The organism is Mycoplana sp. 10N416, assembly GCF_056394765.1.
Window position 1 is genome coordinate 314,312 of sequence record NZ_JBFTIM010000001.1, and the last position, 21,804, is coordinate 336,115.

Here is a 21,804-nt window from a genome sequence, read left to right on the forward strand (position 1 = left end):
AGACCTGACCGCGCTGGGTCAGGCCTTGATCGTCGCCTGGAAGATCCGCCGCACGGCCTTCGACAGACGGCGGATCTCGCTCTCGAGCGTGCGCAGGTCCGGGCTATCTCCAGCCCGGCAAACGAGATCGATCAGTCCCGCAGGCGCCTCCTTCGGATCGAACGGCCCGTCGATGCAGAGCCGCACAATTTGGGAAATCTCCGTATAGAGCCGCAGCGCCTGTTCGAGGGTCTCCAGGTCATTGATATCCAGCTGCCCGCCGGCAACGGCGGAGAGCGCTTCTGCGGTGGGAAGCGCCTGTTCCGGCAGGCCGACACGGCGCACCGGCGCAACCAGCATCAGGAACTGCGCGATGAACTCGACGTCCACCAGCCCGCCCGGGATCAGCTTCAGGTCCCAGATGTCCTTCGGCGCCTTTTCCTCCTCGATCAAGGCGCGCATCTCGCCGACGTCCTTGGCGATCGCGGCAACATCCCGCTTTCGATCAAGGATATGGCGAATCGTCGACTGCGCCTCGCTTGCCAGGCCCTCGTCGCCGCAGATGACGCGGGCGCGGGTCAGCGCCATATGCTCCCAAGTCCAGGCCTCCTCCTCCTGATACTTGGCAAAGGAGGCGATGCGGGTCGCGACCGGCCCCTTGTTGCCGGAGGGCCGAAGCCGCATGTCCACCTCGTAGAGCACGCCCTCCGAGGTGGGCGCCGAAAGGGCCGAGATCAGCCGCTGCGTCATCCGCGCGTAATAGCGGGTGGCGTCGAGCGGCTTGGGACCGACTGACTCGGTCGCGGCCGATCCGTCATAATCGTAGAGCAGGATCAGATCGACGTCGGATCCGTCCGTCAGCTCGAAGCTGCCGAGCTTGCCCATGCCGACCACGGCAACACGCCCGCCCGGGAAGGTCCCATGCGCCGTCTCGATTTCGCGTCTCACCGCCTCCAGCGCCGCCTCGATGATCAGGTCGGCCACGTGGGTGAAGGCACGCGCAGCCTGCCGCCCGCCAATGGCTCCGGTGAGAAGGCGGATGCCGATCAGGAAACGTTGTTCGGCGGCAATGATGCGCAGCCGGTCGAGAATGTCCTCGTAGTGTCGCGCGCCGGCGACGAACCCCTTGATGCGCTCCGCCAGGTAGCCGCGTGTCGGCAGCTCGGCCAAAAGCGTGGGGTCGAGCATGCCATCGAACACATGCGGCCGGGCGGCGATGATCTCCGCCAGGCGCGGTGCAGACGACATGATGTTGAAGATCAGCGACAGCAGCCGCGGGTTGTTGCCGAGCAGGGAAAAGAGCTGGATCCCCGCCGGCAGGCCGGAAATGAAATGGTCGAAGCGCAGCAGCGCCTCGTCCGCCCGCTTGCTCTGGCCAAAGACCCTTAAAAGGTCCGGTGTCAGCTCGGTCAACCGCTCTCGCGCCTCGACGGACTGCGTGGCCCGGTAGCGGCCGTAGTGCCAGGTGCGGATCGTCTGGGAGATCGCCTCAGGCCGTTCGAAGCCGAGCTTGCGCAACGTCTCCAGCGTATCCGGATCGTCGCGCTGGCCGGTGAACACTAGGTTGCCGCCGTCGGTCGAAAGCTTCGCCTCCTGTTCGAACAATGCGCCATAGCGCCGCTCGACCGTCTTCAGCACATTCACGAGTGCAGCGGAGAAATCCGCCGTGTCGGCGAAACCCATCATGTAGGCGATGCGCTTCAGCTCGCTTTCGGTATCCGGCAAGAGATGCGTCTGCTCGTCGCGCACCATCTGGACGCGGTGTTCGACGTCACGCAGGAACCAGTAGGCGTCGGTCAGTTCCTGGGAAGTAGCTTCGTCGATCCAATTGGCCTTGGCGAGTTCCACGAGCATCGGCTCCGTCGCGCGCAACCGCAATGCCGGCATCCGGCCGCCGGCGATCAGTTGCTGCGTCTGCACGAAGAACTCGATCTCGCGAATGCCGCCTCGCCCGAGCTTGATGTTGTGTCCCTTGACGGCGATCTCGCCGTGCCCCTTGTGGACATGGATCTGGCGCTTGATCGAATGAATGTCGGCGATCGCTGCATAGTCGAGGTATTTGCGGAAGACGAACGGTATAAGCTCCCGCAGGAACCGCTCGCCGGCATCGACGTCACCGGCGATCGCCCTGGCCTTGATAAAGGCTGCCCGCTCCCAGTTCTGCCCGCGCCCTTCGTAATAGAGCATCGCGGAATCGACGGTGATCGCCAGCGGGGTCGCGCCCGGATCCGGCCGCAGTCGCAGGTCGGTCCGGAAGACATAGCCATCGGCGGTCCGTTCCTGCATGATCCGGATCAGGCGGCGAACGAGCCGCGCGAAGGTCTCCGTCGCCTCGCTGCGGTCCACCACCACGTCGGCCTGCGGATCGAAAAAGACGACGAGATCGATGTCGGAGGAGTAGTTGAGTTCGGCCGCGCCCAGCTTGCCCATGCCAAGCACGATCAGCCCGGAACCTTGGCTCGGCCGCGCGGCGTCCTTCAGTTTCAGCTTGCCACCAGCATCGGCTGAAAGCAGCAGATGGTCTACCGCCGCCGATACGGCGGCCTCGGCAAGATCGCTCAGCAATCGGGTGGTCTGGCGGCCGTCGATCAGCCGGCCAAGGTCGGCCATAGCGGTCAGGAAGGCGACCTTGCGCTTGGCCTGACGCAACCGCGCCATGACCGCAGCCTCGCTGGTGTCCTCGTGAAGCGTTGGATCCCATGCCCGGCGCGCAGCGGAAACCGCCTGACGGATCTGCGGCAAAAGCGGCTCGCTGATCGCCAGGGAAAGCAGTTGCGGGCAAACCCGCGCCGTGTCGCGAAGATAGGGTGAGAGCGCGAGTGCAGCGACGACGAAGTCCTTCAACGCCCCTTCGGAGGAGAGAAGTTCCGCCACGTCGGAATGTGCGCGTGCGATGTCCTTCAGATCCGAGAGTGTCGCCTTGGCTTCCGTTTGGCTGGGCACTCGGATCGGGGACGTCTCGATGTCGCCCAGGCGTGTGGTCTCGGCAAAGGTCATCGTTCCCCCTGAAAGCGCTTATGCCTCCACCGTCTATCAGGCCCCGCCTCTGCCCGCCAGCGTCAAGGGAAAATGCATCGTTGCCGTGAGGCCGCGCTCACCATCATCCGAAGCGGTGGCTCCGAGCTCCAGATGGCCATGATGCACTTCCATCACGGCCTCCACCAGCGACAGGCCCAGGCCGGTGCCGGGCTTGGTGCGGCTCCCGTCCAGCCGAACGAAACGCTTCAGAACATCGCTGCGGTGCTCCGGGGGAATACCGGGACCATTGTCGGCCACTGCGACCATGGCGCCGTCGCCGGCCCGCGCGAGGCTGACCCTGATATGCGCATCCGGCCCGCCTTCGGCATATTTGATCGCGTTGTCGAGCAGGTTTCCGAGCGCCTGGCCGATCAGTTCGCGGTTGCCTGTGATCTTGATTCCCGGAGCGATCTCGGACGTGACCGACAGGCCGGCCTCTTCCGCGGCAGGCTCATAGAGTTCGACGCAGTCCGCCACGATCTCGGTCAGGTCGACCGGGCCCATCTCCGCGACCGCCGAACCGGCCTCGACCCGCGAGATCATCAGAAGGGCGTTGAAGGTGCGGATCAGCTGGTCGGATTCCGCAATCATCTCGGACAGGGCTTCGCGGTAGTCGGGCACCCTCGCATTGCCGGCAAGGGCCGCCTCCGCCTTGTTGCGCAGGCGCGTGAGCGGCGTCTTGAGGTCGTGGGCGATGTTGTCGGAAACCTGACGAAGCCCTTCGTTGAGCTTCTCTATCCGCTCGAGCATCGCATTCAGCGATTCCGAAAGGCGATCGAATTCGTCGCCGGAGCCGCCGACTGGAAGGCGCTGTGTCAGATCACCGTCCATGATGCGTTGGCTGGCGTCCGACATACGGTCCATGCGCCGCAATGCATTGCGGCCGATCAGGTACCAGATCGCCAATGCTCCGATGCCCATGATGCCGAGCGCCACAACGAGCGCCTGCCGCACCAGGCCGCGGAAATTCTCCGGCTCGCCGAGATCGCGGCCAACGAGAATTCGCAAGCCGTTGTCCAGCAGGAACACCTCCGCGCGCGCAATGTGACGCTCCGAACTGCCCTCATCCTCAAAGCGCTGATAGCGAAAGGACGTTTGCGTCCAGCCCTCTTGGTCCATCACGCCTGGCTGCAGCGAATACACGTTGCCCGCAAGGATCTCTCCTGTCGGGCTGGCGATAACGTAGAGGTTGGCGCCGGGCTGGCGCGCTCGCCGTTCGAGGGTCCTGAGCAGTCCATTCATGCCGCCGGCGGCATACATCTGCTTGATTTCGCCGACCTCGATCGAAACGGTTTCCCGCATCTGCTGCTTCAGTAGGCCCTCCGACATCGATGTCACGTAGAACACCAGGAAGGCAGCGCAGGCGGCAAAGAGCAGGATGTAGAGGGCGGAAAGGCGAACCGCCGTGGTCCGGAAGAGCGTGGAGAGCCCCGAGCGCATTTCAGGCGGACACCTCGTCCTTGATCATGTAGCCGGCGCCGCGTACCGTGCGCAGCAGCGGCTGCTCGAAGTCCTTCTCGATCTTCGAACGCAGCCGCGAGACGTGCACGTCGATCACGTTGGTCTGCGGATCGAAATGATAGTCCCAGACATTCTCCAGCAGCATGGTGCGCGTCACCACCTGGCCGGCGTTTTTCATCAGATACTCAAGCAAGCGAAACTCGCGGGGCTGCAGCAGTATTTCCTTGCCGCCGCGCCGCACGACATGGGCCAGCCGATCCAGTTCGAGATCGCCGACGCGGTAGGTCATGTCCTGATCGGGCGTGCCCTTGCGGCGGCCGAGCACCTCCACGCGAGCGAGCAGTTCGCTGAACGCATAAGGCTTCGGCAGGTAGTCGTCGCCGCCGGCGCGCAGGCCGGTGACGCGATCGTCCACCTGTCCCAGCGCGGAGAGAATCAAAGCCGGCGTGTGGATGCCTTTCGCGCGCAGTTCGGAGATCAGCGACAGGCCATCCCGCCGGGGCAACATCCTGTCCACCACGAGCACGTCGTAGCTGTTCTCCGATGCCAGAAACAGGCCGCTGTCGCCGTCGGAAGCGTGATCGCAAACGATTCCTGCCTCGCGAAACGCCTTGCAGAGATAGGCGGCGGCGTCCAGATCGTCTTCAACAATCAATATCTTCATGGCCGGACCTTACACGTGTTGGCATCCACTTGAACAGACCGCCGCAACGGTGGCGATCGGGACGCGAACGCCGCGAAATCTTGCGATTTCGCGGCGCAGCAGATCGAACTGTGCGGATCAGCCCTGGTCGATCGGCAGGGCAAGGAAGCGGCTGCCGTCATCGGTTTCCACCTGGAACAGCGCCTTGGAACGACCGTCCTTGCGGGCCTGGTCGATGACCTTGGTGATGTCGTCCGCGGACTTGACTTCCTGGTTGTTGACGGTGGTGATCCGATCGCCTTCCTTCAGGCCACGATCGCTGGCGTCGGAGTCCGGGTCGACCGCGGCCACCATGACGCCGTTGCCGTCATCGGCCGGGCTGACGGAAATGCCGAGATCGGCAAGTTCCTGTTCGCTGGACTGCTGTTCGTCGGGATTGGCCTGCTGTTCGGAGGCGGAAGCCTGCTGATCGCTTTCCAGCTTGCCGATCTCCACCTTGACCGTTTCGGACTTGCCGTTCCGCCAGACCGACAGATCGACATTGGTGCCCGGCTTGACCACGGCGACGCGCTTGGCCAGATCGCGCGGGTCCTTGACGGTGTCGCCATCGAGCGCTGTGATCACGTCACCCTTCTTGATGCCGGCCTTCTCGCCCGGCGAGCCGGACTGCGGCTCGACCACCAGAGCGCCCTGCGCGTCGGCCAGGCCGAGTGACTCGGCGATGTCCTTCGTCACCGGCTGGATCTGCACGCCGAGCCAGCCGCGCTCGACCTTGCCGTCCTTCATCAGTTCGGCGACCACGTCCTTGGCGACCGAGGCGGGGATCGCGAAAGCGATGCCGACATTGCCGCCGGAGGGCGAGAAGATCGCGGTGTTGATGCCCACGACCTGGCCGTCGAGGTTGAAGGCCGGGCCACCCGAGTTGCCGCGGTTCACGGCAGCGTCGATCTGCAGGTAGTCGTCATAGGGGCCCGAACCGATGTTGCGGCCGCGGGCAGAGATGATACCGGCCGTCACGGTGCCACCGAGACCGAACGGGTTGCCGACGGCCACGACCCAGTCACCGACGCGAACCTTGCTGTCGTCGGCGAAGTTGACATAGGTGAACTTGCGGTTTTCCTTGTTGTCGACCTTGAGGACCGCGAGGTCGGTTCGGCTGTCCTTGCCGACCAGCTTGGCATCGAGTTCCGTGCCATCATTCATGATGACGGTGAAGGCCGCGCCTTCGTCAACAACGTGATTGTTGGTGACGATATAGCCGTCTTCGGAGATGAAGAAGCCGGAACCCTGCGAGGTGGGACGGAGATGCCCCTTGCGCTTGCCGCCATCCTTGTCGCCGAACTGGCGTGGCGCGCGCTGGCCGCCATCCTGGCCGCCGAACTCGCGGAAGAAGCGCTTGAGCGGGTGGTCGTCCGGCAGTTCGTCAAAGCCGCGGCCGCCGAAATTGAAGCTGAAATTGCCGTCATTCTCGACCGGCTTGACGTCGGACTGAACGCGGACGGATACGACGGCCGGGGAAACGGCGTCGACGACATCGCCGAAGCTTGCAACCTGCGGTGCCGTAACCTTGACCGGCTCGGCAAAGGACTGGGCGACGCGGGCCGGGATGCCGGTTGATAGCATCACTGCTGCAAGACCCGCGACAGTCGAGGTCTTCAGGACCGTCTTGAGCGAGGGACGAAGGGAGTTTTGCGTGAACATCGCGGATGCCTTTTCTCTGTGGTCGTTCGAAGAAATTCGATGTCCCAGAGATAGGATCCCAAACCTTACGGCACACTGTCCGCGACATGAATTTTTAGTAATCTTCGCAAAATGCTGAAACAAAAGGGCTTCCTAGGCTGAGGCCTAGCTTTGCCGCTCGTCTTTTCCGGCCGCGTCCGCCGCGACGATCCGCTCCAGCGCGGCACGTTCCTCGGATGTCAGCGGTACGCCCACTGCCTGGCCCGAACGGCGGCGGACAAACATCGCCATCGCGACTGCCCCACCTAGGAAGAGAATCGCCGGTGCGCCCCATAGCAGTATGGTTTCCGGCTTCAGGCGCGGCTTCAGCAAGACAAATTCGCCGTAGCGCGACACAACGTAATCGATCACCGCCTCGTCGTTGTCGCCGCTTGCGATCCGTTCGCGCACCAACAGGCGCAGGTCGCGGGCCAGTTCGGCATTGGAGTCGTCGATCGACTGGTTCTGGCAGACCATGCAACGAAGCTGGGCAGACAGCGCGCGGGCGCGCGCCTCCAACGCCGGATCGGAAAGAACCTCGTCCGGGTTTACCGCAAAGGCCGGAAAGGCGCTCAGCAAGAACGCGACGACAACGAGCAGCCTGCGCATCATTCCGCCGCCTCCAGTGCCGGCACGGGCTTGATCCTCCGCGCCTTCTGCGGCGCACCAACGCGCAGCCGGCGGTCGAACAAGGATACCGCCCCGCCCGCCATCATGATCAGCGAACCGAGCCAGATGCACAGGATCATTGGCTTCCACCAGATGCGGACGACGATGCCGCCGTCGCTCATCGGGTCCCCGAGCGATACATAGAGCTGGCTCAGCCCGAACGTGCGGATTCCGGCCTCGGTCGTCGGCATGCGCCGCGCCGTGTAAAGCCGTTTCGACGACCAGACTTCCGTGACCTTGACGCCGCCGCGAGCGACGGTGAAATGCCCGCTTTCCTCGGTGTAGTTCGGACCCCGCCCCTCGCGCATCCCGTCGAATGTCAGGCTATAGCCGCCCGCCTCGACGGTAACGCCGGGCTTCATCTCCACGACATGTTCGGTCTCGAAGGCCGTCACGGCGACGACACCGATCACGGTCACGCCGAGACCGAAATGGGCGAGCGCCGTGCCGAACGCCGAACCCGGCAGGCCGAACAGCCGCTTGCGGGCGACGCTGGCGCTCACCTTGCCGATGCCGGCGCGCAGCCACAGGTCGGTAACCGCGCCCGCGAGCATGTAGAAGCCGAGCGCCAGGCCGAAATAGGCGAGGACCGGCCCACCGCCATGCGTCCATTGCACGATTGCCGCGATCGCCAGCCCGATTCCGACCGCCGCAAACAGCCGCTGGCCGGCTGCGAGCAGGTCGCCCCGTTTCCAGGCGAGCAGCGGCCCGAAGGGGACAGCCAGCAGCAGCGGCACCATCAGCAGTCCGAAAGTCAGATTGAAGAACGGCGCGCCGACCGAGATCTTTTTACCCGTCAGCGCCTCGAGCACCAGCGGGTAAAGCGTGCCTGTCAGAACGGTCGCCGCCGCGGTCGTCAGGATCAGGTTGTTGAAGACGAGCGCGCCTTCGCGCGAGATCGGCGCGAACAGGCCCCCGGCCTTCAGCGTCGGCGCCCGGAAGGCGAAGAGCGAGAACGCGCCGCCGATGAAGATCACCAGGATTGCAAGGATGAACACGCCGCGCGTCGGATCGGTGGCAAAGGCATGGACCGACGTCAGTACGCCGGACCGGACCAGGAAAGTCCCGAGCAGCGACAACGAGAAGGTCAGGATCGCCAGCAGCACCGTCCAGATCTTCAGCGCCTCGCGCTTCTCCATCACCAGCGCCGAGTGCAGCAGAGCCGTGCCGGCGAGCCAGGGCATGAAGGAGGCGTTTTCCACCGGGTCCCAGAACCACCAGCCGCCCCAGCCCAGTTCGTAATAGGCCCAGTAGGAACCCATGGCGATGCCGGCGGTGAGAAAACTCCAGGCAGCCAGCGCCCACGGGCGCACCCATCGCGCCCAGGCTGCATCGATCCGCCCGTCGATCAGTGCGGCGATCGCAAAGGAGAAGCAGACGGAGAAGCCGACATAGCCGAGGTAGAGCAGTGGCGGATGGATTGCGAGTCCGACGTCCTGCAGGATCGGGTTGAGGTCCTTGCCCTCGCCCGGCGCGGGAGCAAGGCGCAGGAAGGGATTGGATGTCAGCAGGATGAAAAGCGCAAAGGCCGCGGTGATCCAGCCCTGGACCACAAGCACGTTCGCCTTGAGGCGCTCGGGGAGGTTGGCGCCGAAGCTCGCCACGAGGGCGCTGAAGAAGCTCAGGATGAGCAACCACAGCATCATGGAGCCCTCATGGTTCCCCCAGACGCCGGAGATCTTGTAGATCAGCGGCTTCATCGAATGGGAGTTCTCCCAGACGTTCAGCACGGAGAAATCCGACACGACATAGGCAAAGGTCAGGACGAGGAAGGAGAACGCCGTCAGCAGGAAGCCCGCGATCGCCGAGGACGGCGCGACCGCCATCAGCGAAGGATCATTGCGCAATGTGCCCGCGAGCGGCAGCAGCGACTGGATGATGGCCGTCGCCAGCACCAGCACCAGCGCATAATGTCCAAGCTCGATGATCACTTGATGGTCTCCTTGCCGCCGAGTGTGACGCCCTGCGCCTCCAGGCGGTCCGCCACGTCCTTCGGCATGTAGGTCTCGTCATGTTTGGCAAGAACGGTGTCGGCCACGAATACCGGTTCGCCCGCCACGAACGCGCCCTCGGCGACCACGCCCTGCCCTTCGCGGAACAGGTCCGGGAGGATGCCCGTATAGGTCACCGGCACCGTCCCGATCGTGTCGGTGACGACAAACGTTACGGTCGAACCCTGGCCCCGTTTTACCGACCCGGCCTCGACGAGGCCACCAAGCCGAATTCGCGTACCCGGCGGCACGTTGGTCGTGGCGAGGTCACCCGGAACGTAGAAATAGGCGATCGACTGGCTGAAGGCGAACATCACGAGCAGCACCGCTGCGAGGAGGAAGGCGACGCCGCCTCCGATGACCGCCAAACGCTTCTGCTTTCTCGTCATTGTCCGTTACCTTCAGCCACGATCGCAAGCTCGCCGGCCAGCGCCAGCAACTGCTTGCCCTTCTCGCTCTCCGGCGGGAAGCTCTTCAGCGCCGTGCGTAGCGCCTCTGCAGCCGCCTCTCTTTGATCGAGCACCACATAGGAGCGGATGAGGCGCGTCCATCCCTCGAAATTGTCCGGATCTTCCTTCAGCTTGCCGGCGAGGCTCTCCACCATCCCCGCGATCATCTGCTTGCGGTCCTCCGCATTCATCTCGCCCGCCGCAGCGACGTCCTGCTCGGTCGGATTGCCGGGAGCCACCTGCTCGGCGTCGCCGCCAAGAGCAGCGACATGACGGTTGACGAGCGACAGCCAGGGCGCGTCGGCTGGCGAATCCTTGACCAGCGCCTCGAACGCTGCCTTCGCCTCCTCGCGCCTGCCTTCCTGTTCCAGCGCCAGCGCCAGATAATAGCGCGTGCGCGGATTCTTCGCATCCAGCGCCTCGGACTGTTGCAGGACCTCGCGCGCATCCTTGGTGACGATGCCGTCGGCAAGCGCAATCAACACTTCCGCATAGCCGTCGAGCCGCTCAGGCGAAGCGCCGAGGACGCGGATCGCCTCGCGATAGGCGTTGGCGGAATCCTCGATGCGGCCGTTACGGAAATAGATCGGCGCCAACAGCTCCCAACCCGCCCCGTCGTCGGGATTGTCGACAAGGTGACGCTCGGCCCTGGCGATCAGGATATTGAGATCGTTGCCCGGCTCGGCCAGCCGTGCCGCCAGCGGCTGAGCCGGAAGATCGGGGCTTCCCTCGGCAAGATAGAGGCCGAGACCGATCGCCGGAAACAACACCATGATCGCAACCTGCGCCAGCCGGTTGCGGCGCTCCGACGTCGCCGGCCCCGCCTTCGCCTCGCGTCCCTTGGCGGCGATCAGCCGGCGGGCGATTTCAGCCCGCGCCAGTTCTGCTTCGTCCGCGCCGATCAGCCCTGTGGCCTGGTCGCGGCTCAGTTCATCGAGCTGGTCGCGATAGACTTCGGCGTCATGCGCGTCCGCAATATCGGCGCTCCGGCCGGCCCGCAGCAGCGGCAGGAGCAATACGGCCGCGACGGCGGCGGTCATGACGGCGACGAGGATCCAGAAAAGCATGCGATCCAATTAATGGAACGGCTTGCGTTTTCCAATTGCAAAAGGAGAAGTGACGGAAATTTGAGGCGTTTAGCCGCAAGCTGGCGAGGTCCGGCGGCTGTGCGGCCTCAGCTCAGCGGTGTCCAGGTCCCGGCGGCGGTCCGGCATGCGGCCCCGCGGCTCACCGTCTCGCGTCCGCCGACGATCAGCGTATGGCTGTATTGCCGGCAGTTCTGCGATCCGACCTGATAGGGGGCCGCTGCAACGACCGAGCCCTGCACGCCACGCCCCTGCCAGACGACAGGCTGGCCGCCCGGAGCGGCTTCAAGGGCGCGATACTCGGCCTCAAGCGCCCGCTGACGGTCGCCTGCCGACAGGGAAATCCCCTTGGTACGGGACACGAGCCCCCCTTCGAGCGCGGCAATATAGGCGGCGGACGACACGACGACGCCGGCAGAGGTGCTCCCCGTGGCCGAGGTGCGACCGGACGTCGTACTGCAGCCGGCAAGGCCGATCGAAGCAACAACCACCGGAATCGCGACAACACGTGATCTCATGTTCAACCGGTAAGTCCGCTTCATTTCACGCCTTTTCTGCCTGTTTTCGCTTTGGTTCCAACGCCGCCGGCCGGTCCTGCCCAGGCGGTGCACCTATCTTGCATTGTCTGCCGTGTCAGGCAACATCCTTTGCCACCGCAGGCAGCATCAGTTGCGCCAGGAGCCCGCCCGACTTGCCGCGGGAAAGCGTCAGCGTTCCCTGGTACTCGGAGGTGATCTCGCGCACGATCGACAGTCCGAGACCGGTCCCGGGCTTGCTCTCGTCCAGCCGTTTCCCGCGCTTCAGCGCTTCCTGGATCTGTTCCGGCTCAAGGCCGGGCCCATCGTCCTCCACCTCCAGAACGATCCAACGCCTGCGCTGGGTATCGTCGTTTCCAGGCTCTTCCGGAGCCAGCATCGCCCGGATCGCAACCGTGCTATGCGCGTAGCGCGCGGCATTTTCCAGAAGGTTGCCCACAACCTCCTCGATATCCTGCTGCTCCATCGCCACCATCAGGTCCTCAGGCTGGATCGACAGTGGAAACTCGATGTCGGCATTCAGCCGCCGCATGACGCGCGCCAGCCGCTGCAGAACGGACGCGGCTTCCGTTCGCGCCAGCACCGACTCCCGTTGCGCGGCGATACGGGCGCGATTGAGGTAGGATTGCACCTGGCTCTGCATGGCCTCCGCCTGGTTGCGGACCAGCTCGCCATGCGGGGCGACGAGCACGCGTGCCTCGTTCAGCAGAACCGCGATCGGCGTCTTTAGCGAATGCGCCAGGTTGCCGACCTGCATGCGCGCCCGCTCGATGATACGGCGGTTGCTGTCGATTAGCGCGTTCACCTCACTCACCAGCGGCTGGATTTCGCGCGGAAATACGCCACCGAGCCGCTCGGCCTGGCCGGCGCGGATCTGTTCCAGCGCCTTGCGCACGTGGTCCAGCGGCCTCAGGCCGATCAGGATCGCAATCGCATTGAGCACAAGACTGCCGACACCGAAGCCGACCAGCGCCAGGTAGAGGTTGCGCGAAAACGCGCTGATGTCGTCCTCGAGCACATTCCGATTGCCGGCGACACGGAAGCGCGCCGTCCGTCCGTCCTGGTCAAGCACCACCTCGGTTTCGACCACCTCGACCGTATTTCCGAACGTGTCCTCGGTCGTGTAGTAGCGCTCGTAGCGCGTGTCGAAGGGGATCGTTTCCGTATCGGGAATGGGAATGCTGCCGTAGCCGAGCGAGGTCGACGACATCGGTTCGCTCGGGAAGTTCTCACCGATCGGCTCGACGATCCAGTACCAGCCGGTTTGCGGCTGCGAGAATCGCAAGTCGCCCAATTGCGGGCTGCCGGTCAACTGGAACTGATCATCGGTGGAGACGGAGTTGATGACGTTGTAGAGCTGTGCCCGCAGCAGGTCCTGGAAACTGGACTCGGCACTGCGGCGATACAGGGTCGAAATCGCAAGCGCGATGACGATCAGTGCCACCATCGACCATAGCGACGCCAGCAGCAGCACGCGGAAGGTGAGCGACCGCGCGCCTCTTGGCGCCCTAACGGCCATCGTTCGGCGCTTGCATACGGTAACCGAGGCCGCGGACGGTCTCGATCAGGTCGACGCCGATCTTCTTGCGGAGCCGGCCAACAAACACCTCGATGGTGTTGCTGTCCCGGTCGAAGTCCTGATCATACATGTGCTCGACCAGTTCGGTGCGCGAAACCACCTGCCCCATGTGATGCATCAGATAGGAGAGCAGCCGATACTCGTGCGATGTCAGCTTCAGCGCCGCGCCGTTGACCGTCGCCTTCGATCCCTTGGTGTCGAGCCGGACCGGGCCGCAGACGATCTCGGAGCTGGCGTGCCCTGCCGCGCGGCGGATCAGCGCGCGGATGCGTGCCAGCACCTCCTCGACGTGGAACGGTTTTGCCACGTAGTCGTCGGCGCCCGCGTCGATGCCGGCAACCTTGTCGCTCCAGCGATCGCGCGCCGTCAGCAGCAGCACCGGCATGCGCTTGCCGTCCGCACGCCATTTCTCCAGCACGGTGATGCCGTCCAGTTCCGGCAGGCCTATATCGAGGATAACCGCGTCGTAGGGTTCGGCGTCTCCGAGGTAGTGCCCCTCTTCGCCGTCATAGGCCTGGTCGACCACATAACCGGCCTCCTTCAACGCCTCGGCCAGCTGACGATTGAGGTTTTCGTCGTCTTCGACCACGAGAATGCGCATCTGTCGGTTTTCCTTCCTTCAGCGGACCGCCGGTGCGGCGATCCGGCCGATTATTGCATCGGCACCCGGACGGTGATCTTGCGCGGACGCGCATTGCCCTTGCCGGGGACCAGAACAGTAACCACGCATACACCATTTCGTGGCTGCGCCGAAAGCAGTTCGCCACCCGTGTCGGAGACGACTTGACGCGCGGCCTCGCTGCAATCGGCCGCCGCCGGCAGCACGCCGGTCGGACGGTCTGCGGCTGGCTGAGCGAACGCCGCCAGGCTGGCCGCAGTTGCGGCGATGAGGAAGGGCGAGGTCATAGACACACTTTCATGGCAGTAACAATGTGGCGCCAGAATTAACCGAACGACGCTGAATGGCAAATGAATGTGGCAGCGCAATTCACGCCCCGGCGTGCCCGTTATTTGAGCTTTCTTTGCGCCACGATCCGCCCCGCTATGGCAACGATTCCACCCGCGGCGGCCAGAAGCGCGGTGATGTGATCGGCGAGTTCGGCCTGCTCGAGGCTGCCGATGCCCAGCCCGGCGAGGTTCGCAAGCGATGCGGCGATCGCCAGCACGCCGCCCCAGACGGTCTTCGACAGATACCAGGGTTTCAGGTCTGCATTCATGAAACGATCCTTTCTTTTCAGAGTGTCACCACCTTGTGCGAGGGTATCCCGTCCCGAACGGCAAGGCCGAGCTGCCGGACACGAATGGCGATCTGCGTCTGCGTGCCGCCGAAATCGGCGATCTCGTCCGCTGCCGCGTAGTCGAAGAACGGCCGGTCGGTCTCGACAGTGCGAGCGACTGCCTCCCCGGAAAATATCTCGAGGCGATAGGCCTCGAACGGCTCGTCGAGAGGGACGTCGTAGCCGTCCCAGCCATCCGCGTTCAGACGCGCCCGCCGCGTCCAGGAGAAGCGAATCCCGCCCTCCGCAAGACGCCGGCCTTTCAGGTGCACGGGCGCGATCGGCATTTTTGCGCGTACCCCGCCTGCAAACGCGAACGCAGTGGGAGCCTCCGTCACGCCCCTCGCCTCGGCGATCCAGTTGACGCTGCGGCCCGCCTCCTCCGCCGACAACGCCAGCGGTTGAACGGCGATATCCAGGAACACCGCGGCAGCGCCCGTTTCATGCCCCTCCGCCATCACGTCCTCGCTGCCCGCAAGCCCGCGCAAGAGCCCGCTCAACCGCCAATGCCGCCGGGAGGTCTCTTCCGCCTCCAGAAAGCCGACGATCTCCCAGCGTCCGGACGGCGAGGCAATCGCGATGCGGTTTTCCCCGCCGAGCACCGCGTTTCGTCCCTTTGAAGAGAGCCCTCCGAAGGGCATGTCGAGTTCGATCGTGTGCGTACGGTCGAAACGGCCCCAGGCTCCCGTCTCAAGCGCCGCGGTCAGCCGGCCGATGCGCGCCGGCCGATCGAGCCGAACGCGCGGAGCGTAGCCGTCGCTCCCGGGCGAGGACGAGATGAGGATCGGCCGCCAGGGTTTCGCGTACGCGCCGACGCGGGCAAAGCTCTCCGCCAGCCCCGCCTCGAAGCAATGCAGGTCGAGAAACTGTATTTCAGGCAGGAATGCAGCGGCCTCCAGTCCCCCACCGGCCTGCGTGGACGGCCTGGCGGACGGCGCCGGCGCACTTGCCTCGCCACCGGCAAAGCTGCGCGCCTCCACCTCACGCACGGCGCCCTCCGTGATCCGCGTCACCAGAAAGCGCTCCTCAGGTCCCTCGTTCAGTCGTACGACGTCGCCCGGCATCACGTCGAGCGCGTTTGGCGGCAGCCGGAACGTCAGCTTCCGCATTGCGGCGCGGTGATCGCGCAGCGCGGCTTCGACGCATCCCGAAGCAGCGCCGGCGTGCAGCACGGCCGGCAGCGACAGCCGCAGCATGCGATCGTTCTCGGCCGTCATCCGCCGCGAGCGTGCCGTCACCCGCTGGTAGGCGGATGCATCGGAGGCATGGTCCAGGATCGCCTCGCCGGCGAATTCGCTCGGATGGCTGCGTACCTCCTCGAAGGCTGTTTCCTCCGGTCGCTCGGCGAGCACGTCGATCGCGATGGCCGGCAGCGCCGCCCGCAAACGCGAACGGAAGTGCAGAACACCGTTCTCCTCGACCGCATCGATCTGGAACGCCGCCATCAACGGCTCCAGCAGACTGCGCGCCGAACCCGGATCCGCCTGCACGAAGCCCACCAGGTCGCCGCTCACCATCGAGACGTCGAAAGCGGTGAAGCCATGATCCTTCAGGATGGCCGCGATCGCGTCCGCCACGGTCGTCGCCCCAAGCCGGCCGTTCAGCCAGTGGCCGAGCTGCCAATTGTGGCCGTCCGCCCAAAGCGCATCGTTTTCCGGAAAGGCCGGATAGGGCCGCGCGTCCCAGGTCCAGACGAAGATGTGATCCGGATCGACCATGCCCGGCTCGACGCCGGTTCCCTGCCACCAGCGGTGATGGGCGTCGAGGAACCGCCGCTGCATCGCATCGGCGCGTCCGCCCGCGGAAAAATAGGGAAGCGCGTTTTCCGCGCTCTTCGGATCGGTGAAGACGTTCGGCTGGTTCGCGCCCTTGTCGACGGCCGGGCATCCGAGCTCCGTCAGCCAGATCGGCTTCGAGCGCGGCACCCAGGCCGACGCCGTCGACGCTTCGGTCCCGCCGGCGCGCTTGAAATGCCGGTTCGTCCACCAACCGGCCAGATCCTTGTAGCGGTACAGCCAGTGCTTGCCCGCCATGCCGTCCGTTATCGGCGAGCGGAGCCGCGCCGTCCGGTCTGCATCGCTTGCATAATACCAGTCGAAGCCCTCGCCGCTTTCGATCATGCCGCGCATGGCATTCTCGTCGTCCGGCAGGCGAAAGCCGTCCGGATTGCCGGAAAGCGCGTCGCCGTCGCGCCAATCGGAAAGCGGCATGTAATTGTCGATCCCCACCGCATCGATCGCGGGCGAGGCCCAGAGCGGATCGAGGTTGAAATGCACCTCGCCGCTGCCGTCCGCGGGGTGATATCCGAAGTACTCGCTCCAGTCGGCGCCGTAGGTGAGCTTCGTCGCCGGCCCGACGATGGCGCGCACGTCCACGGCAAGGTCGCACAGCGCCTCGACGAACGGGAAGGCGCCCGCGCCATCGCGCAGTTGCGTTAGCCCCCGCATCTCCGACCCGATGATGAACCCGTCCACGCCACCCGCGGCCTCGGCCAGATGTGCATAGTGCAGCACCATCCGCCGATACCCCTCGTCGGTGGCTTCGGAAACGACCGAGGTACCGGACACGGAAAAGTCGCCGGCCGTGGCACTGCCGCAGAACGCCTCGACCTGGCTGCGCGCCGAAGCCGTTTTGTCGGAGCTCCCGGGCCGGCCCGTCGCCGGGTGACAGGTGATCCGCCCCCGCCAGGGGTAAGCCGCCTGACCGATGCCACCATAGGGGTCGGGCAGATCGTTGCCGGCCGGCACGTCCATCAGCACAAAGGGATAGAGATAGACCTTCAGTCCCCGTTGCTTCAGGTCCGCGATCGCCGCCACGACGCTCTCGTCCGACGGCGTGCCGCCATAGGCCGGCCCGCCATCGTTCCGACTGACGAGGTGGGCGGCACCGCGGCCGATGCCGCTGACCCGCCAGGGCCGGCTCTCGTCGCTGCGCGCCAAAACCTCCACGCCCGGCACGATCCGGCATTGGCCCGCGCGCAGGTCGGTGCCGAACCAGGCGACGACCAGCGCCACGCGCTCGACATTGGGGCAGAGCGCCTGCAGCTCGTCGATCGATGCCGTCCAGTCGGAGGCGGCGATCCGGTTGTTGCGGTTGATGTTGCGCCCCTCGCCCGCCCCCAAGCGCTCCGTGACCTTGCGCGGATCGTAGCCGTGCTCGCTGGAGCCGGGAATGATCGTCACGGCGCGGATGCGCTTCTCCAGTGTTCGATCCCCGCCCCCTCGTCCGCGCCGGGGATGCGCGCATCCTGCAGTCTGTTTCGCTCGATCGTCGCGTGACTGCCTCCGAGCAGTGCCTGGTCGACGGCAGATCCGGCGAGCGCGCCGATGGCCCGCCCCGCGATCGCCCCGAACGGCCCGAAGATGCCGCCGAGCGCTGCGCCGGCCGCCTGGAAGAGAATCGTCGCCATTTAAAACCTCTGGCTCGGTTTGTGCGTGACTTGAGAGGTTGGTTTGGCTGATCGCCGCCCCTCCTCCGTCACCCCGGACTTGATCCGGGGTCCAGCCGCGCCGCGTCGGCGGCGCGAGAAAACCTTCCGCGCTCAAGGACTTGAGCGCGCTGGATGCCAGATCGAGTCCGGCATGACGGTGGTGTGAACTGCGGTTCAGCACTTTTCTGGAAACCGGAAGACGGCACAGATCCGCCGTCGCCAGGCCGGCACGAGCGAAGACTCGATCACCGCCGCCTGCTCGTAGGCGTGGATGAAACGGTCCGGTCCGCTGAGAATGCCCAGATGCTTGGCCGGGCAGCCCGCTTGCCAGCGAAACAGCAGCACGTCCCCTTCCAGCATTTGCGCCAAATCAAGCGCGGGCCCGAAATGGCGCAGCGCTGCCGCAAGCAACCGGTCCTCGCCACCCCGCTCCGCCCAGTCCGGCTGGTATGGTCCCGCCTCCTCCGGCTCGCGGCCGTAAAGCTCGCGCCAGACGCCGCGCACGAGGCCAATGCAGTCGCTGCCCACGCCCTTCAGACTCGCCTGGTGCCGGTAGGGAGTGCCGATCCAGCCGCGCGCGATCGCAACCACGGCATCGGCGTGTCGGTCCTCACTCATAGAGCGGCCTCCCGTCATGAACCGTGTCGCCGTCGGCATAGCCATAGGCGAAGTCGCTCCCCGGCATGTGCGGAAAGCCGCGAAAATTGATCTGGTTGGCGAACTTCTCTTTGCAGGTCGCAAAGCTCTTGTCGCAGCCGGCGACGACGGTGAACCGGTCGCCGGGCTTCAGCGTCAGCGACGTTGGCAGCCAAAGCGTCAGTTCCACCGCGCCACCGCCGCTGCGGTGATCCTCGATATCCGCCGACAGCCCCGCATTGGCGCCGTCGACGAAGGTCAGCAGGCCATAGCGGAAGTGTTGCGTCTTGTACCCGCCGAGACCGGACACGCGCAGTCGCCGCTCGTCGACGATCGCGGCGACCGCGCCGTTCCCCTTCAGGCCCGCGGCATCCAGATCGAGACCACAGCGCGCGTCGCCGAGCACGGCGTCGCAACGATGCGCATAGATTCGCCCCTTTACCTGGTCGAGGGCGTGGGTCATTCGTCGCAGTTCGGCACGAAACGCCGCACCGGCCCGCGTCACCTCGCCGATTTCGCCGGTGCGCAGCAGCACCCGCCGGCTGGGCGCCTGCCAGTCGACGAGAAACACCTCGACCCGCGCCCCGTCATAGCGTCCAGCGACGAGATCCGCCTCGCTGATCGCGGCGGACGAGAAGCCGCCGGCGATCTCGCTTGCCTCGGCCGCGAGCCCCGCGCCCGTTTCGGCGTCGCTCGCCTGGAAACCGCTTGCGGCGCGATAGATGAGCCCGGCAAACACCAGGTCGCGATCGTGCTCGGTAAAGCCCAGGATTGTTCCGTCCCTGCGCGTCACCCGCCAGCACTGGCAGACCGTCGTCGCGTCGCCGGCAAGGTGGTCGGCAAGCCCCGAGGGGATCTGTCTCATGGCGCGATCTCCACCAACGGGATGGAAGGAATGCGCCCGGCGTTGAACTGCGCCAGGTCGACGTCGATGCGGTCGGTGTCGAAACGCACCGGCACGTCGAACTCGAAGCCCGCCCACACCGTCCGCCCGCTCTTGGGAATGGCCGCCGCCGAGAAGGTGACGACGCCCTTCGCGTGGTCGACGGCATATTGCCCGGCCGGCACGGCGATGCCGTCAACCGAGACCACGACGCTGCCCGCCACCGGCTTTGCAATCGTTCGCGTCGTCGCCCCGCCGGTATCCTGATAGGTCTTGGTCAATTGGAACGCCGCGGTCGTTCCATCGCCGGTTCCGATCTGCTGATCCTCCGCGGAGACGGTATCCGCCGGCGCGCAGGACTTGAAATCGACGGGATCGCGAAAGCGGAAGCCGTAGAGCTGGCCCGCCCTGGCCTCGAAGAAGGCGAGAACCGCATAGAGATCGTCGACGGAGCGGACGCCGGAGCCCGCATCGTAGCGCCGCCTGGCGTCATGCCAGCGGCGGTTCCGGTTTTCCCGCCCGTTGGAGAGCGAGACGATGTCGGTGCGCCGCACCGGCCCGCCGCTCGTGCCGAGTGCGATCCGCAGCGGAAAGCGCACTTCGTGAAATCCCGTCATGGCCATCTCTCAGAGCCCCCGCTGCCCGCGCCCGACCGCCCGCGTCAGCATCGCGGCGACCTGTCCCTGCGAGCGCATGAAACTTGCCGCATCCGTGGCGGTCACGTGAAGACGATGCTGGTTCCTCCGCCGCCCTCGCTGGCCACGCCGAGCGATCCGTCGGCGCCGCGCCGCAACGGCAGGATTGCCTCCGCCCCGGCCTCGCCCATCAGTCCCAAGCCGCCACCGGAGGAAAAATAGGTCGGCGCGGCGACCACGCCGCCCTTGGCAAACGGCGTCACCTTGCCTGCCAGCCCGGAGATCCCGGACGCGAGCAAACCCTCGAGCGGCTTCAGGCCGACCGACAGCCCGATGTTGCTGATGCGCAGGGCCAGACCTTTCAGCACATCCTCCAGTCCGCGTCCGTCCACCGTCGCCGATTTCAGCGCGCCTGTCAGCGCCGTACCGAACGAACGCGATCGCGCCTCGAGGTCGTCGAAGACGGACCTCAACGCCTCCGCACCCTCCACCGTTTCGGCCAACGGCCTGCCATCCGTTTCCGTCATCTTTCCGCTCCTTGAAAGGATGTCGCCCCATGCCCGGGATGATCGTCGTCCGCCTCATTTCGCGTACTTGCCGCTCGGAGCCGCGCATCGGGAAACGCCTGCATCAGCGCTTCCAGCCCCCGCCGGTCCGGCGCGCCACCGCCGCCGTCGCCAAGCCCGGCCGCGATCGCGAACTCCAGCGGCGTCATCGTCCAGAATGACTTGGGATCAAGCCGCATCCGGCAGAGTCCCGCGTGCAGCACCGCCTCCCAGGGGAAGGGTGCTGCTTCGCGGCTCAATTCGCCGGATGCGGCACCTAAGGGTTTTTTCGCCCGTCTCCCGCGGTCTCGCCCGAACCGAACGTGGCCGAAAGCAACGCCGCGACCGTGCGTGCAGAGCCCTCGAGGCCGTCCTCCGTCATCATCCCGGCCACGTCCTCGTCGCCGTAGAGATTGCCGCCGCCGCGCAGGCCCGCTCCGAGAATACGGATGATGTCGCGCGCGCTGATGCCGCCGCGCGAAAACCGTCGTGCGAGATCGTCCAGATTGTCGACCTCAAAGGCGGTCTCGAGTTCCGCAAGCGCTCCGAGCGTCAGGCACAGGATCCGCCGCTCCCCGTCGAAGACCGCCTCGATCTCGCCCCGCCGGCGATTGGCTCGCCCGACCATCACAGCACCGCGAACGTCAGAGCGCCGGCCGATTCCAGCGACAGTTCGAACAGCATTTCCCCGTCATGCGCTCCGGAATATTCGAGCGCGGTGATCTGGAAAGCCCCGGCGACCGTCCCGAAGTCGGGAATGACCAGTTCCCACGACAGGATCGCGCCGGCAAAGAACGCCGCCCGCACCAACGCATCCGACGCCTGGTCCTTGAAGATGCCGCTTCCCGACACCGACGCCCGTTGCACGCCGGCACCGCCCAGAAGTTCGCGCCAGCGCCCAGCCGACTGCGCGTCCGTCACGTCCACCGCCTGCGCGTTGAAGGAAAGCTTCTTCGACCGCAATCCCGCGACCGTGACGAAGCTCCCGCTATCCTCGACCTTCAACAAGAGGTCCCGCCCCTTCTGCGCCACCATTCGCCTGCTCCTTTCCAGAAACGAAAAAGGCGCTCCGAAAGAGCGCCGCGATTTCTTCCGTCATCCCGGCCTCGAGCCGGGATCCAGCCGCGCCGCGTCCGCGGCGCGAAAAACTCCCTGCGAACTGGCTGCGGACTGGCCCCGGGCTGGCACTGAGTGCGGGATGGCCGGACACGACGGTCCGCTTCCAGCAACCTGAACAGCCCTCGTGCGCGAAACCGTCGTCAGCGATCC

19 protein-coding genes and 2 pseudogenes are annotated in these 21,804 nt (G+C 65.5%); all 21 read right to left on the reverse strand.

What is annotated here, in order from left to right; genetic code table 11:
• Positions 1-18: 18 nt before the first annotated feature.
• Positions 19-2,976, reverse strand: a complete 2,958-nt coding sequence (locus tag AC1DDS_RS01465; protein ID WP_477477270.1) for a bifunctional [glutamine synthetase] adenylyltransferase/[glutamine synthetase]-adenylyl-L-tyrosine phosphorylase — start codon at positions 2,974-2,976, stop codon at positions 19-21.
• A 36-nt stretch (positions 2,977-3,012) separates the two neighbouring features.
• The gene (locus AC1DDS_RS01470; RefSeq protein WP_477477271.1) at positions 3,013-4,437 is read right to left on the reverse strand and encodes a sensor histidine kinase; all 1,425 of its coding nucleotides are present in this window, start codon (positions 4,435-4,437) and stop codon (positions 3,013-3,015) included.
• Position 4,438: 1 nt separating this feature from the next.
• Positions 4,439-5,122, reverse strand: a complete 684-nt coding sequence (locus AC1DDS_RS01475) for a response regulator transcription factor (RefSeq protein WP_477477272.1) — start codon at positions 5,120-5,122, stop codon at positions 4,439-4,441.
• Between the two features lie 117 nt (positions 5,123-5,239).
• A complete protein-coding gene (locus tag AC1DDS_RS01480) occupies positions 5,240-6,802 on the reverse strand; it encodes a Do family serine endopeptidase (protein ID WP_477477273.1) in 1,563 nt (520 codons plus the stop codon).
• 144 nt (positions 6,803-6,946) lie between these two features.
• Positions 6,947-7,432, reverse strand: coding sequence for a cytochrome c-type biogenesis protein (locus AC1DDS_RS01485; protein WP_477477274.1), 486 nt, complete (start codon positions 7,430-7,432; stop codon positions 6,947-6,949).
• Positions 7,429-9,420: a heme lyase CcmF/NrfE family subunit gene (locus AC1DDS_RS01490; RefSeq protein WP_477477275.1), complete on the reverse strand. Its 1,992-nt coding sequence runs from the start codon at positions 9,418-9,420 to the stop codon at positions 7,429-7,431. Before AC1DDS_RS01490 ends, AC1DDS_RS01485 begins: the two co-directional genes overlap by 4 nt.
• The gene (ccmE, locus tag AC1DDS_RS01495; protein WP_477477276.1) at positions 9,417-9,869 is read right to left on the reverse strand and encodes a cytochrome c maturation protein CcmE; all 453 of its coding nucleotides are present in this window, start codon (positions 9,867-9,869) and stop codon (positions 9,417-9,419) included. The genes AC1DDS_RS01490 and ccmE overlap by 4 nt, the downstream gene beginning before the upstream one ends.
• Positions 9,866-10,996, reverse strand: a complete 1,131-nt coding sequence (gene ccmI, locus AC1DDS_RS01500; protein WP_477477277.1) for a c-type cytochrome biogenesis protein CcmI — start codon at positions 10,994-10,996, stop codon at positions 9,866-9,868. Before ccmI ends, ccmE begins: the two co-directional genes overlap by 4 nt.
• A 107-nt stretch (positions 10,997-11,103) precedes the next feature.
• A complete protein-coding gene (locus AC1DDS_RS01505; RefSeq protein ID WP_477477278.1) occupies positions 11,104-11,532 on the reverse strand; it encodes a hypothetical protein in 429 nt (142 codons plus the stop codon).
• Between the two features lie 115 nt (positions 11,533-11,647).
• A complete protein-coding gene (locus tag AC1DDS_RS01510) occupies positions 11,648-13,069 on the reverse strand; it encodes an ATP-binding protein (protein ID WP_477477279.1) in 1,422 nt (473 codons plus the stop codon).
• Positions 13,059-13,730 carry a two-component system response regulator FeuP gene (gene feuP / locus AC1DDS_RS01515; protein WP_310417976.1) on the reverse strand — a complete coding sequence of 224 codons (672 nt, stop codon included), beginning with the start codon at positions 13,728-13,730 and terminating at the stop codon, positions 13,059-13,061. The genes AC1DDS_RS01510 and feuP overlap by 11 nt, the downstream gene beginning before the upstream one ends.
• 50 nt (positions 13,731-13,780) lie before the next feature.
• Positions 13,781-14,035, reverse strand: coding sequence for a hypothetical protein (locus tag AC1DDS_RS01520; RefSeq protein ID WP_310417973.1), 255 nt, complete (start codon positions 14,033-14,035; stop codon positions 13,781-13,783).
• A gap of 101 nt (positions 14,036-14,136) precedes the next feature.
• Positions 14,137-14,346: a hypothetical protein gene (locus tag AC1DDS_RS01525; RefSeq protein WP_477477280.1), complete on the reverse strand. Its 210-nt coding sequence runs from the start codon at positions 14,344-14,346 to the stop codon at positions 14,137-14,139.
• Positions 14,347-14,363: 17 nt separating this feature from the next.
• Positions 14,364-17,815 (reverse strand): annotated as a pseudogene (locus AC1DDS_RS01530) (baseplate multidomain protein megatron).
• A 195-nt stretch (positions 17,816-18,010) separates the two neighbouring features.
• The gene (locus tag AC1DDS_RS01535; RefSeq protein WP_477477281.1) at positions 18,011-18,454 is read right to left on the reverse strand and encodes an NlpC/P60 family protein; all 444 of its coding nucleotides are present in this window, start codon (positions 18,452-18,454) and stop codon (positions 18,011-18,013) included.
• Complete coding sequence (locus AC1DDS_RS01540) at positions 18,447-19,337, reverse strand: DUF2163 domain-containing protein (protein WP_477477282.1); 891 nt, start codon at positions 19,335-19,337, stop codon at positions 18,447-18,449. The genes AC1DDS_RS01535 and AC1DDS_RS01540 overlap by 8 nt, the downstream gene beginning before the upstream one ends.
• Positions 19,334-19,972, reverse strand: coding sequence for a phage distal tail protein, Rcc01695 family (locus AC1DDS_RS01545; protein WP_477477283.1), 639 nt, complete (start codon positions 19,970-19,972; stop codon positions 19,334-19,336). Before AC1DDS_RS01545 ends, AC1DDS_RS01540 begins: the two co-directional genes overlap by 4 nt.
• Before the next feature lie 9 nt (positions 19,973-19,981).
• Positions 19,982-20,517, reverse strand: a pseudogene (locus AC1DDS_RS01550) (phage tail tape measure protein).
• A complete protein-coding gene (locus tag AC1DDS_RS01555; RefSeq protein WP_477477284.1) occupies positions 20,514-20,795 on the reverse strand; it encodes a rcc01693 family protein in 282 nt (93 codons plus the stop codon). Before AC1DDS_RS01555 ends, AC1DDS_RS01550 begins: the two are co-directional and overlap by 4 nt.
• Positions 20,796-20,812: 17 nt before the next feature.
• Positions 20,813-21,163, reverse strand: a complete 351-nt coding sequence (locus tag AC1DDS_RS01560; protein ID WP_477477285.1) for a gene transfer agent family protein — start codon at positions 21,161-21,163, stop codon at positions 20,813-20,815.
• Positions 21,163-21,570 carry a phage major tail protein, TP901-1 family gene (locus AC1DDS_RS01565; protein WP_477477286.1) on the reverse strand — a complete coding sequence of 136 codons (408 nt, stop codon included), beginning with the start codon at positions 21,568-21,570 and terminating at the stop codon, positions 21,163-21,165. Before AC1DDS_RS01565 ends, AC1DDS_RS01560 begins: the two co-directional genes overlap by 1 nt.
• Positions 21,571-21,804: the final 234 nt, after the last annotated feature.